This window comes from Microvirga sp., assembly GCF_014699075.1.
Classification (GTDB): Bacteria; Pseudomonadota; Alphaproteobacteria; order Rhizobiales; family Beijerinckiaceae; genus Microvirga.
In genome coordinates this window covers 23,439-37,194 of record NZ_JACXAB010000017.1, presented here as the reverse complement: position 1 = coordinate 37,194, position 13,756 = coordinate 23,439, and the positions used below count along the sequence as shown (strand labels likewise).

The following is a 13,756-nucleotide window of genomic DNA, read 5'->3' as shown; positions in this document are numbered from 1 at the left end:
ATCCGTTCCTCTTACTCAGCCGCCTCGAGCTTCAGCTCACGGGCGAGCGCGGAGCACTCGGCCATGACGCCGGAGGCGCGGGCAATGGGGTTCGTCAGGTAGAAGTCCTTCACGGGGCTCACGAAAGGCTCGCGCCCAAGCGAGCCGCCGACATTGGCGAGCGCCTGGATGGCCGCGAAGCTGTCCGCCGGCTGAACCGTCTCGACCGCGGCGAAATGCGGGTAGGCCGCATAGAGCTTCGCCCGCAGGGCGTTCAGCGAGTCGAACGGCAGGCGATGCCCAAGCACGTCGGACAGAGCGCGCAGGATTGCCCAGTCCTCGCGAGCCTCGCCCGGAGCGAAGGCTGCCCGGTTGGCGAGCTGCACCCGGCCCTCGGTGTTCACATAGGTTCCGGACTTCTCCGTATAGGTGGCAGCCGGCAGGATCACATCGGCGCGGTGCGCGCCGCGGTCGCCATGGGTGCCCTGATAGATCACGAAGGCGCCCGGGGCGATGTCGATCTCGTCTGCGCCGAGATTGAACAGCACGTCCACTTCGCCCTGCACCATGGTCTGAGCATTCAGGCCCCACTCGCCCGGCACGAGACCGAGATCGAGGGCGCCGACGCGCGACGCAGCGGTATGCAGAACCGAGAAGCCGGTCCAGCCGTCCTTCACCGCCCCGACGTCACGGGCGAGCTGAGCCACGGTGGAGAGCACCGCCAGACCGTCAGGACGGGAGAGAGCGCCCTGCCCCACAATGATCAGCGGACGCTCGGCGCCGCGCAGCTTCTCGATGAAGCTGTGGCGGCCGGAGGCCAATTCGGAGAGCGTCTCGGGACCAGCGCCGAGGTACTCGTAGGGGTATGTCAGATCCGCATGCTCGCCGATCAGCGCAATCGGCGGCGGAGCCGCGCGCCAGCGCTTGCGGATACGCACGTTGACGAGCGAGGCCTCGATGCGCGGGTTCGAGCCCACGATCAGGATCGCGTCCGCATCCTCGATGCCGGAGATGGTGGTGTTGAACAGGTAGGAGCCGCGGCCATAGACCGGGGTCAGCACGCTACCGTCCTGACGGGCGTCGATGTTGGTGACGCCGAGGCTCTCCATGAGGAGCTTCAGGGCGTACATTTCCTCGACCGCAGCGAGATCGCCCACGATGGCGCCGATGCGCTTCGGGTCGGTGCCCTTCACGCGGTTGGCGATGGTGGCGAAGGCCTCCTGCCACGAGGCAGGACGCAGGCGGCCGTTCTCCCGCACGAAGGGGCGGTCGAGGCGCTGAAGGCGCAGGCCGTCCACGATCTGGCGGGTCTTGTCGGTGATCCACTCCTCGTTCACCGCCTCGTTCACGCGCGGCAGGATGCGCATGACCTCGCGGCCACGGGAATCGACGCGGATCGAGGAGCCGACCGCATCCATCACGTCGACGGAATCGGTCTTGGTGAGCTCCCAGGGACGGTAATGATAGGCTTCCGGCTTGTGGGTCAGCGCGCCCACGGGGCAGAGATCCGCCACGTTGGCCTGCAGCTCGGAGCCGAGGGCCTTCTCGAGATAGCTCGTGATCTCCATGTCTTCGCCGCGCCAGAGGGCGCCGAGATCCGGCACGCCGGCCACTTCGGCCGAGAAGCGCACGCAGCGGGTGCAGTGGATGCACCGGTTCATGGAGGTGCGCACCAGCGGACCGAGATACTTGTCGGTCACCGCGCGCTTGTTCTCGTGGAAGCGGCTGCTGTCGACACCGTAGGCCATCGCCTGGTCCTGCAGGTCGCACTGGCCACCCTGGTCGCAGATCGGGCAATCGAGCGGGTGGTTGATGAGGAGGAACTCCATCACCCCTTCCCGCGCCTTCTTCACCGTCGGCGACTTGGTGGAGATTTCCGGCGGCTCGCCGTTCGGGCCCGGACGGCAGTCGCGCACGCCCCAGGCGCAGGAGGCCACCGGCTTCGGCGCGCCCTTCACCTCGACGAGGCACATGCGGCAGTTGCCGGCAATCGAGAGCCGCTCGTGGTAGCAGAAGCGCGGAATTTCCGCCCCGGCCATTTCGGCGGCCTGGAGCAGGGTGTATTCCGCAGGAACGTCGACCTCGACGCCATCAACGATGATTTTCGCCATCTTCAATCTCACTCCGCCGCGATCATGACGGATTCGGAATGCGGGTTCGCCGCGTAATCGTCGATCCGCTTCTCGATCTCGTGACGGAAGTGGCGGATCAGACCCTGGACCGGCCAAGCCGCTGCGTCGCCGAGCGCGCAGATGGTGTGGCCTTCGATCTGGGTCGAGACTTCGAGGAGCATGTCGATTTCACGCTTCTGGGCGCGGCCTTCGGCCATGCGGGTGAGCACGCGCCACATCCAACCCGTACCCTCACGGCACGGGGTGCACTGGCCGCAGCTCTCGTGCTTGTAGAAGTAAGCGAGACGGGCGATGGCCCGGACGATGTCGGTGGACTTGTCCATGACGATCACGGCGGCGGTGCCGAGGCCGGACTTCAGGTTCCGCAGCGTGTCGAAATCCATATAGGCGTCGGCGATCTCATGGGCCGGAACGATCGGCACGGAGGATCCGCCAGGGATGACGCCCAGAAGGTTGTCCCAGCCGCCACGGATGCCGCCGCAATGGCGGTCGATCAACTCGCGGAAGGTCAGGCCCATGGCCTCTTCCACGTTGCAGGGCTTGTTCACGTGACCCGACACGCAGAAGAGCTTGGTGCCCACATTGTTCGGGCGACCGATGCTGGAGAACCAGGAGGCGCCACGGCGCAGGATCGTGCCGGCGACCGCAATGGACTCCACGTTGTTGACCGTGGTCGGGCAGCCGTAAAGGCCCATATTGGCCGGGAACGGCGGCTTCAGGCGCGGCATGCCCTTCTTGCCTTCCATGCTCTCGATGAGCGCCGTCTCCTCGCCGCAGATGTAAGCGCCTGCGCCGTGGTGGACATAAAGGTCGAAGGGGTAGCCGTGGATGTTGTCCTTGCCGATGAGCTTGGCCTCATAGGCCTCGTCCACAGCGCGCTGGAGCGCATGGCGCTCTGCCACGTACTCGCCGCGGATGTAGATGTAGGCCGCGTGAGCCCCCATGGCGAAGGACGCGAGAAGGCAGCCCTCCACGAGAAGATGCGGATCGTTCCGCATGATCTCGCGATCCTTGCAGGTGCCGGGCTCCGACTCGTCCGCGTTCACGACCAGGTAGTGCGGACGGCCGTCCGACTGTTTGGGCATGAAGGACCATTTCAGACCCGTGGGGAATCCGGCGCCGCCGCGGCCGCGCAGGCCGGACGCCTTCATCTCGTTGATGATCCAGTCGCGGCCCTGCTCCAGGAGGAACTTGGTTCCGTCCCAGGCGCCACGCATCTGCGCGGCCTTGAGGTCCGGCGAGTGGAAGCCGTAGAGATTGGTGAAGATACGATCTTTGTCCTGAAGCATTCCCGATCACTCCATCAGGACGTCATGTTGTCTTTGTCGACGGTCACGCCCGGCTTGCTCTCGCTGCCGTCACGGCGTGTCTCGGCTTGGGCAGGCGGCGTACCGGCTTCCGGGGTCGTCGGGCTGTTGGGCACAGCCTCGCCGTCCTTCGTGGGCGATGCCACGTAGGACTTGCTGCTCTGCGGAGCAGGCCTTGCGCCCTCTTCCGTATGCGACTTGCCCTTGGTCGCCGTCGACGGATCGGCGGCTTCCTTGCGGTCCGTCGGATTGATCGGCGTCTCGCCTTCCTTGGCGCGTTCCGCCGGGGTGTCCGCGACAGGGCTCTCGATGGCACGGCCAGCGGTGGGCTTCGCAGCCTTCACCTCCTGGGGAATGCTCGCCATGGCGGCCGCATTCTCGCCGGTCTCGGCAGCCTTCGCCTGCTCATCGAAGCGCTTGCGCCAGGCGCCCACGAGCGAGCCGTCAAAGAGCGTCGGATCCTGGAGGGTATTCACGGCCTCGAAAGGCTCGGACCGGTTGCGGCCGATCTGCGATCCCGTCTTCACGGGCCGGCCGGCAGCAAGATCATCGAGAAGCTTCTCGAAATTCTCGGTCGTCAGGTCTTCGTAGTAGTCGTCGTTAATCTGCACCATCGGGGCGTTGGAGCAGGCACCAAGGCACTCCACTTCCAGCCAGGAGAAGGTGCCGTCGGCAGACACATGGTTCTGCTCACCGACGCGGGTCTCCAGGACCTTTCGGATGTCCCCGGCCCCGCGCAGGACGCAGGGCGTCGTGCCGCAGAACTGGATGAAGTATTTCCCGACCGGCTCGAGGTTGAACATCGTGTAGAAGGTCGCCACCTCCATCACGCGGATCACCGGCATGTCGAGCTTCGCGGCCACCGCCTCGATGGCCTTGCGCGGCAGCCAGCCGCCCGCCTGCTCCTGAGCCTTTCCCAGGAGAGCGATCACCGCCGAAGCCTGCCGACCCGGGGGATACTTGGCGATTTCCTTGTCAGCGAAGGCCTCGATCTCCGGGGAGAGAACGAAGGTATCGGGCTGCATGTCTTCAGGCGCGAGCTTGCGAACGGCCATACACTCTTCTCCTCATCGTCATGGCCGGGCTCGAGGCCCGGCCATACGACTTGAACCATTTCAGCACGCTTCAATGAGCGTGGCTTCCTGTTCCGTGTTCGGAACAGGTATTCGTTAGCGGTCGACCTCGCCGAACACGATGTCGAGGGAACCCAGGACGCCCGCGACGTCGGCCAGCATGTGGCCGCGGCACATGAAATCCATGCCCTGCAGATGGGCGAAGCCCGGGGCGCGGATCCTGCAGCGATAGGCCTTGTTGGTGCCGTCCGACACAAGGTACACGCCGAACTCACCCTTCGGAGCCTCGACGGCGGCATAGACCTCGCCCGCAGGGACGTGGAAGCCTTCCGTGTAGAGCTTGAAGTGGTGGATCAGCGCTTCCATCGAGCGCTTCATATCCTTACGCGACGGCGGCGCGACCTTGCCGTCGAGCGTGGTCACGGGCCCCTGCCCGTCCGGCGCCCGCAGCTTGTCGAGGCACTGGCGCATGATCCTGACGCTCTGGCGCATCTCTTCCATGCGAATGACCTGACGGTCGTAGTTGTCGCCGTTCTTACCCACGGGGATGTCGAATTCCATCTCCTCGTAGCACTCGTAGGGCTGCGACTTGCGCAGGTCCCAGGCGACGCCGCAGCTGCGGACGATCGGGCCCGAGAAGCCCCAGCGGAAGCAGTCATCCAAGGTGATGGTGCCGATGTCAACGTTACGCTGCTTGAAGATGCGGTTGCCGATCACGAGGGTGTCGAGATCGTCCAGCACCTGCAGGAACGGGTCGCAGAAAGCCTCGATATCGTCGATCAGCTCCGGCTGGATGTCCATGTTGACGCCGCCGGGCCGGAAGTAATTCGCATGCATCCGCGAGCCGGAGACGCGCTCATAGAAGATCATGAGCTTCTCGCGCTCCTCGAAGCCCCAGAGAGGCGGCGTGAGCGCGCCAACGTCCATGGCCTGCGTGGTCACGTTGAGGAGATGCGACAGAAGACGGCTGATCTCCGAGAAGAGGACGCGGATCAGCTGGGCACGCCGGGGCACTTGGATCCCGAGGAGCTTCTCAATGGCAAGGCAGTAGCCATGCTCCTGGTTCATCGGCGCAACGTAGTCGAGCCGGTCGAAATAGGGATTGGCCTGAACGTAGGTCTTGTACTCGATCAGCTTCTCGGTGCCGCGATGGAGCAGGCCGATATGCGGATCGACGCGCTCGACCACCTCGCCGTCCAGCTCCAGCACGAGGCGCAGCACGCCGTGCGCAGCCGGGTGCTGCGGCCCGAAATTGATGGTGAAGTTGCGGATGTTATGCTCGCCCATGGGTCGCCCTTTCCGCTCCTTTAAGCCTTGGCCTTCTCGTCGCCCGGCAGCACGTAATCCGTGCCTTCCCAGGGAGAGAGGAAGTCGAAGTTGCGGAATTCCTGATTGAGCTTCACGGGCTCGTAGACCACGCGGCCCTGCCCATCGTCGTAGCGGACCTCGACATAACCGGTCATCGGGAAGTCCTTGCGGAGTGGGTGCCCTTCGAAGCCGTAATCCGTGAGGATGCGGCGCAGGTCCGGATGCCCGGAGAACAGGATGCCGTAAAGGTCGTATGCCTCGCGCTCGTACCAGTTCGCCGCCGGGAAGAGGCCGACAAGCGACGGCACAGGCGTTGCCTCATCGGTCATCACCTTCACCCGGATCCGGCGGTTATGGTGCGGCGCCAGGAAGTGGTAGACCACGTCGAACCGCTCCTCGCGCGCCGGATAATCCGCCCCGCAGATGTCGATGAAGCAGACGAACCGGCATTGCGGGTCGTCCCGCAGGAAGGTCACCACCGGCAGGATGTCCTCGCGGCGCGCCACGATGGTCAACTCGTCGAAGGCGATAGCCCGGTCCACCACCGCCGCGCCGAGGGACGAGGCGATATGGTCGCTCAGGGCTTGGAGCTCAGCACTCATACAATGACCTTTGCTCAGCGCTCGATGGTACCGGTTCGGCGGATCTTCTTCTGCAGAAGGAGCACGCCGTAGAGGAGTGCCTCAGCCGTGGGCGGGCAGCCCGGCACGTAGATGTCGACCGGCACGATGCGGTCGCAGCCACGAACCACGGAGTAGGAGAAGTGATAGTAGCCGCCGCCATTGGCGCAGGAGCCCATGGAGATGACGTAGCGCGGCTCCGGCATCTGGTCGTAGACCTTGCGGAGCGCGGGCGCCATCTTGTTGGTGAGCGTGCCGGCCACGATCATCACGTCGGACTGGCGCGGCGAGGCACGGGGCGCGAACCCGAAGCGCTCGGCGTCATAGCGCGGCATGGACATCTGCATCATCTCGACGGCGCAGCACGCTAGGCCGAAGGTCATCCACATGAGCGAGCCGGTGCGCGCCCAGGTGATGAGGTCCTCGGTCGAGGTGACGAGAAAGCCCTTGTCGGACAATTCCTCGTTGATGGAGACGAAGTAAGGGTCAGTCGAGCCGACCGGCTTGTCGGTGTTCGGGTCGATGATGCCGCGCGGAGCGGGAGCGACCATGGTCGACTGGTTGTCGGAGATCAATCCCATTCGAGGGCTCCCTTCTTCCATTCGTAGATGAAGCCGACCGTCAGGACACCAAGGAAGAGCATCATGGAAATGAAGCCGAACCAGCCGAGATTCCCGAACGTAATGGCCCAGGGGAACAGGAACGCCACTTCAAGGTCGAAGATGATGAAAAGGATGGCTACGAGATAGAACCGCACGTCGAACTTCATGCGGGCGTCGTCGAACGCATTGAAGCCGCACTCGTAGGCGGAGAGCTTCTCCTGGTCCGGACGGCTGTAGGCGACGATGAACGGGGCCACGAGCAACGCCACCCCGATCAGGAGCGAGACGCCGATGAAGATGACAAGAGGCAGGTAGTCGGCGAGGAGATTCGTCATACGACACCTAGAAGGACAGGAATCCGGCCCGGGGCCGGCAATCTGCAACGCATTTAAGCCTCAGAAAGGCCCAAAACACCCCCCTGCGACATCACGCTGATTGCGCCGGAGCCTTAGCTGAGATCCCCTTCCCTGACAAGTGTTTGCACTGCCGCAAAAAGAACCATTCCAAACTAGGAATTCGATTTCTGCATGGCTCCATGCCCGACAAAGGCGATGCGACTCAGCGTTAGCGGCATACCTTCTGCAATCTGAAGCGCGTAGACCATGAAGCCATTGTAAACACTATGGATTCGCACTCAGACTTACGTTACTTTATATAGTTCGACATCTCTTATCGTAACGTGAGCCTCAGATGTCCATTCGTTTCCAAAGGCTAGCTGCCCTGGCGCTCGCCTGCCTCATTCCCACAACCGCTTTGCCCCAAAGCAGCCGCCGACCTGCGCCCCCTGCTCCCACCGGCCGCCTTTTCATCACCGTCGATCTGAAAGGTTCCGGGAGAAAGGACCTGTCCAACAAGGTCGAATGGTACCGACTGACAGCGAACCGCAAGCTGGAACTTGAGCTTGCCATGTACATGCCCATGAAGAGCCCGGCCGCGATGATCAAGGTTGGCGGCATCGATCAGAACAACGCGCCTATGCCGGAGGGAATGGCAGCCCTCAAGAACGCGGTGGAAGGGTGCAAGGGAGATCAGGCCTGCGAGAGGCAGGCAGCAACCGCCATCATGCAGAAGATGATGGCCAACCCTGGAGGCCTCGGCGCCATGCAGCCGGACAATAGCCGGTTCCAGAATTGGGTGGCAGACCGGCGCGTCCCCTGCGCGACAGGGACTGCTACGGTGGAAGACGAAGGAGATGGCGTGAACATCTCACCGCCCGCCCCGGCAAAGCCCTATAAGTTCCAGCGAACCGGCAAACTGGACCTCTCGGGTCAGCCGACGAGCGTTCTGGACAAGGCGTGTCAGGCCGAGATCTCAGTCGACCTTCATAAGGGGCTTCTCAGCCTGCGTCTCAATGGGCTTAGCATCCCCGTGCCTGTTCAGATGAGCGGCCAAGCCTACACGAAAGAGAACTCGGTCACGTTCCTTGAGGGTCGGGGCAAGTTCGAGCTGTTCGATCAGCCCATCAAGGTGGATGAGGCAACATGGAGCGGCCAGGGCCGGTTCGAGAATATAGGGTCCGTATCCCACAATTCAGGCCAGACGGTTGCCCCCATGACAGGCACGCTGATCTGGCGGCTCGTGCGAGACTAGCAGCCGCTGCAGCCAGGAACTCCAGCCCATCAAGAGGTCGCTCGTTCAGCGGCCTTTTCCGCCTTCCGATTGGCGGACGCCTCGGCGCGGCTGGCAGCCGTCTCTGCTGCGGCTTTCGCTTCGCATTTGGCCCGAATCTCGTTCAACTCTTCCTGGGTGAGGTGTTCGATACCAATGAAAACATTCTGGGCGGCGCTGGCCCGGATCAGTTCATCAAGTTTGGCCTGAATCGCAGCTCCATCCCGATTTTGAGTGTTCTGAATCAGGAACACCATCAGGAAGGTGATGATGGTCGTGCCCGTGTTCACGATCAACTGCCAGGTATCCGAGAACCCGAAGAAGGGACCCGAAGACGCCCAAAGCAAGATCACCAAGAGGCAGAACCCGAAGGTGATCGGGCGGCCAGTGACCTGAGCAACCCAATTGGAGAAACTGGTGAACCATCTGGACGTCGACATAGACGGAGCCTCGCATTTTCCTCCTGATAACGTCCAGCTTCGCCAAACCATTCCAGTTCGGATGGGAAAATGCACGGTCAAGCCGAAAGCACCGCTTGGGAGCCGCCTATCGAAGCGGCGCCAAGCGAACGGCAACGAGAAAACCCCCAGGGGCTCATCGTGTCTTGTAATATCCGGGGGAGAAGTGGCGCGGGCGACGGGGCTCGAACCCGCGACCTCCGGCGTGACAGGCCGGCACTCTAACCGACTGAGCTACGCCCGCGCATCGGACCGCCGAAGCGGTGTGGGTGCGGTTTAAGAGCCGACCATCACCCTGTCAAGGGTGCAACACGCTCATTTTCGATTGCCACGCCAAAACGGGTACGATGCAGGCCGGATCGCAGCTCGACACGGGATCGCGATAGGACGGCTATTCCGCAGTCACAGCATCTCCAGGGCTCTTCAAAGACGTCAGGACACGGTCACATTCATAGAGCTCCTCCAGGACCCCTTGGAGGCCACGGAGCGCCTCCCGGGAGAGTTCGCCGTGTGGGGCAAGAGGGATATCGTTCTCTTCGGGCGCTAAACCCTCCGAAACCGGAACGTCCTCATCGGGATGTGTAACGTCGCGCTCAGGGCTAAGCTCGGCAAGGGTCTGCTCTCCCCGGCCGACGCCCTGGACGAAGCGAACACCCTCCGCCTTCAGGATCCGCTGAACTCCTTTAATCGTATAACCTTCACCATAGAGGAGGTGTCGGATTCCCTTGAGCAGGTCGACGTCATCAGGACGGTAGTAGCGGCGCCCGCCGCCGCGTTTCAGCGGCTTGATGTGATTGAACCGGGTCTCCCAGAAGCGCAGCACATGCTGGGGGACATCGAGATCGTCGGCGACCTCGCTGATCGTGCGGAATGCGTCGGGGCTCTTGTCCATGACGCCACTCGCCATCCGGATCAATCCTCGCCTTCGAAGGTCTCACCGTTGATATGCGCCTTCAAGACATTTGAAGGTTTGAAGACCATGACCCGGCGCGGATCGATCGGAACCTCGACGCCGGTCTTGGGGTTGCGGCCGACGCGCTCGCCCTTGCTGCGCACGATGAACGAGCCGAAGGAAGACAGCTTGACCGTCTCGCCGGCGGCCAGGGAATCGCAGATTTCAGCCAGAACCCGCTCCACCAGCTCCGCTGATTCTGTCCGGGACAGGCCCACCTTCTGGTAAACCGCCTCGCTCAGATCCGCTCTCGTTATCGTTTTGCCAGCCATTGAGCTCCCCAGCGCACTTCAGTTCGTTGGTCCTGTCGCCGTGTGACGACGCTATGCAGATGGCTCCCTATGGTCAACCGCCAAGGTGTGAACCATTGATACCACCAGAGTTCAGTTGCCTTGACCCTACCAGCGGATCAAGGCGCTTCCCCAGGTGAAGCCACCGCCGATCGCCTCGATCATCACGAGATCGCCGTCCTTGATCCGGCCGTCCTTTCGAGCTGCGTCGAGAGCCAACGGAATGGAGGCAGCCGAGGTGTTGCCGTGCTTGTTCACGGTGATGACCACCTTCTCAGGCGCGATCCCGAGCTTGTCGGCGCTGGCCGTGATGATGCGCCGGTTGGCTTGGTGCGGCACGAACCAATCCAATTCGTCAGCGCTCGTGCCCGTCGCCTTGAAGGCGTCCTGCACCACGTCCGCCACCATGCCGACGGCGAACTTGAAGACCTCACGGCCCTCCATCTTCAGGACGCCGGTGGTCTTCGTGGAACCCGGGCCGCCATCCACATAGAGCTTGTCCCGGTAGCGCCCGTCGGAGCGGAGATGGGACGTCAGGACTCCACGGTCGGCGGATGTGCCCTCCCCCTCCTGGGCCTCGAGCACAAGGGCACCCGCGCCATCGCCGAAGAGCACGCAGGTGGTGCGGTCGTTCCAGTCGAGGATCCGCGAGAAGGTCTCCGCCCCCACCACGAGAGCGCGCTTGTGCGAGCCGGATTGCAGGAACTTGTCGGCGGTAGCCACGGCATAGACGAAGCCGGTGCAGACGGCCTGCAGGTCGAAGGCCATGCCGAGGGTCATGCCGAGGCCGGTCTGGATCATGGTGGCGGTCGACGGGAAGGTAAAGTCAGGTGTCGAGGTCGCGCAGATGACGAGATCGATGTCATTGGCTGTCAGCCCGGCATCGGCTAGCGCCGCCTCCGCCGCCTTGATGCCGAGAACCGACGTGGTCTCGTCGTCCTCGGCGATGTACCGCTCTTCGATGCCGGTCCGCTGCACGATCCAGTCATGCGAGGTATCCACCAGCTTCTCGAGATCTTGGTTCGTCAGCTTGCGCCTCGGCAGATAGGAGCCGACGCCGCGTACGATGGAACGGGTGCGTTTCAAGATGCGCCTTCCTACAGCATGGTCCAGGCAAGTGGGAGTCTATTGCCCAAAAAGATCATGATATTCCAAATGTTTAAGAGCATGTCCATGCTCTAAGCAGTTTGCCCGACCGGATCATGATCGAGCATGCTCCGGATTGTGTTCATCAGTTCAAAGTGCGCCATGTCATAGGCGACATCGATGGCGCTGGCGAAGCCGAGATCGTCGGTTCCGCCGTGGCTTTTCACCACAACTCCCTCAAGGCCCAGGAACACGCCGCCATTGACCTTGCGGGGGTCCATCTTGTCCCGGAGAGCGTTAAAAGCCTGTTTCGCGAAAAGGTAGCCGATCTTGGCCATCAGGGTTCGGCTCATGGCCGAACGGAGATACTGGCCGATCTGCTTGGCGGTGCCCTCCGCCGTTTTCAGGGCGATGTTGCCGGTGAAGCCCTCGGTCACGACCACATCGACGGTGCCCTTGCCGATGTCATCTCCTTCGACGAAGCCGTGATAAGCGAGGTTCGGGAGGCTTGTCTCCTTGAGGATCCGGCCGGCTTCCTTGACGGCTTCGATCCCCTTGATCTCCTCCGTGCCGACGTTGAGGAGGCCGACGGTGGGACGATCGAGATCGAAGACGATCCGGGCCATGGCCGCGCCCATGATGGCCATATCGACCAGATGTCCGGCATCGGCGCCGATGGTCGCTCCCACATCGAGCACGATGCTTTCACCACGCATGGTCGGCCACATGGCGGCGATGGCCGGGCGCTCGATATGCGCCATCGTCTTCAGGCAGACCTTGGCGGTCGCCATGAGCGCTCCGGTGTTGCCGGCGGACACCATTGCGTCCGCCTCCCCGTCGCGGACTGCCTGCACGGCGCGCCACATGGAGGATTTGCCCCGTCCCATCCGGATAGCCTGGCTGGGCTTCTCGTCCATGGAGATCGCCATATCGGTATGACGCAGCTCCGTGGCCGCCTTCAACCGGGGTTGCGCGTCCAACAGAGGCGCGATCACCGTCTCGTTGCCGAACATCAGGAAGCGCAGGTCTGGGTGCCGCTCCAAGGCCAAGGCAGCGCCTGGGATCACAACGGATGGACCGTGATCGCCCCCCATCGCATCGAGCGAAATACGCACCGGCTTCGGCATGAACGGTTGTTCTTTCTTTTAAGTCATTCAACAGGGGGCGGAAAATAGCGGTTTGCGGGGGCTCCGCAACTGAATTCTGAGCTCCCTGCAAAAGGGTCGACGGCAGAGAGATTCGTGAGATAAGAGCCTCCGAACTGCCCGCTATTTGCCTTGCCGGAGCTTGTTGAGCGCCGCAAATGGCGAATCCTTCTCGTCGGAAGGATCCCGATAGTCGAAGTCGACACCGGGCTTGCGCGGGTAAGGATCGAGCCCGAGCGCCAGGAACTCGGCCGTGAGGGCGCCCAGGTCGATCTGGCCGTTCACGATCTCATCCGGGGGCTCATACTCGTTGATGTCGGTCGGCGGCTCGGGCGGCATGCCCGAAGACTCGGCGAAATCCACCTCAACCTCTTCCTCCACGGAGGAGTCGAAGGGCTCAAGGGTCGTGACGCAGATCTGGGTGATCGAGGCCTTGACGACCCCAGTCACATTGATCCCCTTGGCCGAGGTTTTCAGGTGATAGTCGCCGCTCAGCGACCGGATCGCCGGCAACCCGAAGTCCCGGGCGAGCGCTGCGCATTCCTCGGCCGTTGCTTCCACATGCACGTCCTGCCCGCGCGGCGGGATCCTCATGACGTCGATTAGCCGCGACAATGGCCCCACGGTTTCAGGTGTCATGGGTTTCCCTCCTTATGCGAGAGCTTCGGGCCTGGGGAAGGCCGGCCCCGTTTCCAGAAGCACGTCGAGGCTGATCGTCTTGAGTTCCTGATCGGCCGCGAGAGCATAACGCGCAAGGGCAGTCGCCGGTGCCTCGGTGCCATAGGCGTTCCGGCCAAGAGCCGATGCGAGTCCCGCCTCATCGGAGGCGTTGAGCGGCCCGTCATAGGCCTGGGCCCTCCCGTAGAAGGACTCGGCGATCTTCTTCATCCGCTTGGGGACGACCGTATCGCCCACCCCCATCTCCCTCAAGGAAGCGTCCATGTCCCTGAAGAAGGCGTCGGTTAGGTCCTTGGCCACCTCGTCGGCCGGCGACGGCATTTCCCGTAAGGCCCGGAGCACCAGGATCATGTGGAGCGACAGAGCCTCGAACCGTCCCTCGACGGTATCCGGGATGCCAAGTGACGCGTAGAGCCCCGGCTCACGGGATGCCGTCGCAACGCTCTTGTAGAGCGTGGCGATGATCGTGCGCCGGGGATCCTTGCGGAAGAGACTGAAGATCACAGCCCTGCCCTTCA

The 13,756-nt window shown here is 62.9% G+C and carries 15 protein-coding genes and 1 tRNA gene; 1 reads left to right on the top strand and 15 read right to left on the bottom strand.

The features are described from left to right. Positions 1–11 precede the first annotated feature (11 nt). The 7 genes from nuoG to IC232_RS19600 all read right to left on the bottom strand — a co-directional run bounded on the left by nuoG (position 12) and on the right by IC232_RS19600 (position 7,356). Positions 12–2,090 (bottom strand): NADH-quinone oxidoreductase subunit NuoG, encoded by a 2,079-nt coding sequence (nuoG, locus tag IC232_RS19630; RefSeq protein WP_190846644.1) that lies wholly within the window; start codon positions 2,088–2,090, stop codon positions 12–14. Positions 2,091–2,098: 8 nt separating this feature from the next. After that, positions 2,099–3,400 carry an NADH-quinone oxidoreductase subunit NuoF gene (nuoF, locus tag IC232_RS19625; RefSeq protein ID WP_190846643.1) on the bottom strand — a complete coding sequence of 434 codons (1,302 nt, stop codon included), beginning with the start codon at positions 3,398–3,400 and terminating at the stop codon, positions 2,099–2,101. A gap of 14 nt (positions 3,401–3,414) precedes the next feature. Next, positions 3,415–4,473 (bottom strand): NADH-quinone oxidoreductase subunit NuoE, encoded by a 1,059-nt coding sequence (gene nuoE, locus IC232_RS19620; protein ID WP_190846642.1) that lies wholly within the window; start codon positions 4,471–4,473, stop codon positions 3,415–3,417. Between the two features lie 114 nt (positions 4,474–4,587). Next, positions 4,588–5,778 carry an NADH-quinone oxidoreductase subunit D gene (locus IC232_RS19615; RefSeq protein ID WP_190846641.1) on the bottom strand — a complete coding sequence of 397 codons (1,191 nt, stop codon included), beginning with the start codon at positions 5,776–5,778 and terminating at the stop codon, positions 4,588–4,590. Between the two features lie 20 nt (positions 5,779–5,798). Beyond that, positions 5,799–6,401 carry an NADH-quinone oxidoreductase subunit C gene (locus tag IC232_RS19610; RefSeq protein WP_190846640.1) on the bottom strand — a complete coding sequence of 201 codons (603 nt, stop codon included), beginning with the start codon at positions 6,399–6,401 and terminating at the stop codon, positions 5,799–5,801. 14 nt (positions 6,402–6,415) lie between these two features. Further along, the gene (locus IC232_RS19605; RefSeq protein ID WP_409564943.1) at positions 6,416–7,021 is read right to left on the bottom strand and encodes a NuoB/complex I 20 kDa subunit family protein; all 606 of its coding nucleotides are present in this window, start codon (positions 7,019–7,021) and stop codon (positions 6,416–6,418) included. Further along, positions 6,991–7,356 carry an NADH-quinone oxidoreductase subunit A gene (locus IC232_RS19600; RefSeq protein WP_036353869.1) on the bottom strand — a complete coding sequence of 122 codons (366 nt, stop codon included), beginning with the start codon at positions 7,354–7,356 and terminating at the stop codon, positions 6,991–6,993. Before IC232_RS19600 ends, IC232_RS19605 begins: the two co-directional genes overlap by 31 nt. Before the next feature lie 355 nt (positions 7,357–7,711). Here IC232_RS19600 and IC232_RS19595 point away from each other — a divergent pair, with 355 nt between their 5' ends. Further along, complete coding sequence (locus IC232_RS19595) at positions 7,712–8,611, top strand: hypothetical protein (protein WP_190846638.1); 900 nt, start codon at positions 7,712–7,714, stop codon at positions 8,609–8,611. Positions 8,612–8,640: 29 nt separating this feature from the next. On the opposite strand, the gene IC232_RS19590 is transcribed toward IC232_RS19595, so the two are convergent. The 8 genes from IC232_RS19590 to IC232_RS19555 all read right to left on the bottom strand — a co-directional run bounded on the left by IC232_RS19590 (position 8,641) and on the right by IC232_RS19555 (position 13,742). Then, the gene (locus IC232_RS19590; RefSeq protein WP_190846678.1) at positions 8,641–9,069 is read right to left on the bottom strand and encodes a low affinity iron permease family protein; all 429 of its coding nucleotides are present in this window, start codon (positions 9,067–9,069) and stop codon (positions 8,641–8,643) included. Positions 9,070–9,254: 185 nt separating this feature from the next. Next, positions 9,255–9,331 (bottom strand) — tRNA-Asp (locus IC232_RS19585). Between the two features lie 147 nt (positions 9,332–9,478). Further along, complete coding sequence (locus IC232_RS19580) at positions 9,479–9,979, bottom strand: MerR family transcriptional regulator (protein ID WP_190846677.1); 501 nt, start codon at positions 9,977–9,979, stop codon at positions 9,479–9,481. Positions 9,980–9,999: 20 nt separating this feature from the next. Continuing rightward, positions 10,000–10,311 (bottom strand): integration host factor subunit alpha, encoded by a 312-nt coding sequence (locus tag IC232_RS19575; RefSeq protein ID WP_009491113.1) that lies wholly within the window; start codon positions 10,309–10,311, stop codon positions 10,000–10,002. Positions 10,312–10,437: 126 nt separating this feature from the next. Continuing rightward, on the bottom strand, positions 10,438–11,415 hold the full coding sequence (locus IC232_RS19570) for a beta-ketoacyl-ACP synthase III (protein WP_190846637.1): 978 nt from the start codon (positions 11,413–11,415) through the stop codon (positions 10,438–10,440). 92 nt (positions 11,416–11,507) lie between these two features. Continuing rightward, the gene (plsX, locus tag IC232_RS19565; protein WP_190846636.1) at positions 11,508–12,542 is read right to left on the bottom strand and encodes a phosphate acyltransferase PlsX; all 1,035 of its coding nucleotides are present in this window, start codon (positions 12,540–12,542) and stop codon (positions 11,508–11,510) included. A 141-nt stretch (positions 12,543–12,683) separates the two neighbouring features. Beyond that, positions 12,684–13,199 carry a YceD family protein gene (locus IC232_RS19560; RefSeq protein ID WP_190846635.1) on the bottom strand — a complete coding sequence of 172 codons (516 nt, stop codon included), beginning with the start codon at positions 13,197–13,199 and terminating at the stop codon, positions 12,684–12,686. A 12-nt stretch (positions 13,200–13,211) separates the two neighbouring features. After that, positions 13,212–13,742 (bottom strand): ubiquinol-cytochrome C chaperone family protein, encoded by a 531-nt coding sequence (locus IC232_RS19555; protein WP_190846676.1) that lies wholly within the window; start codon positions 13,740–13,742, stop codon positions 13,212–13,214. Positions 13,743–13,756 lie beyond the last annotated feature (14 nt).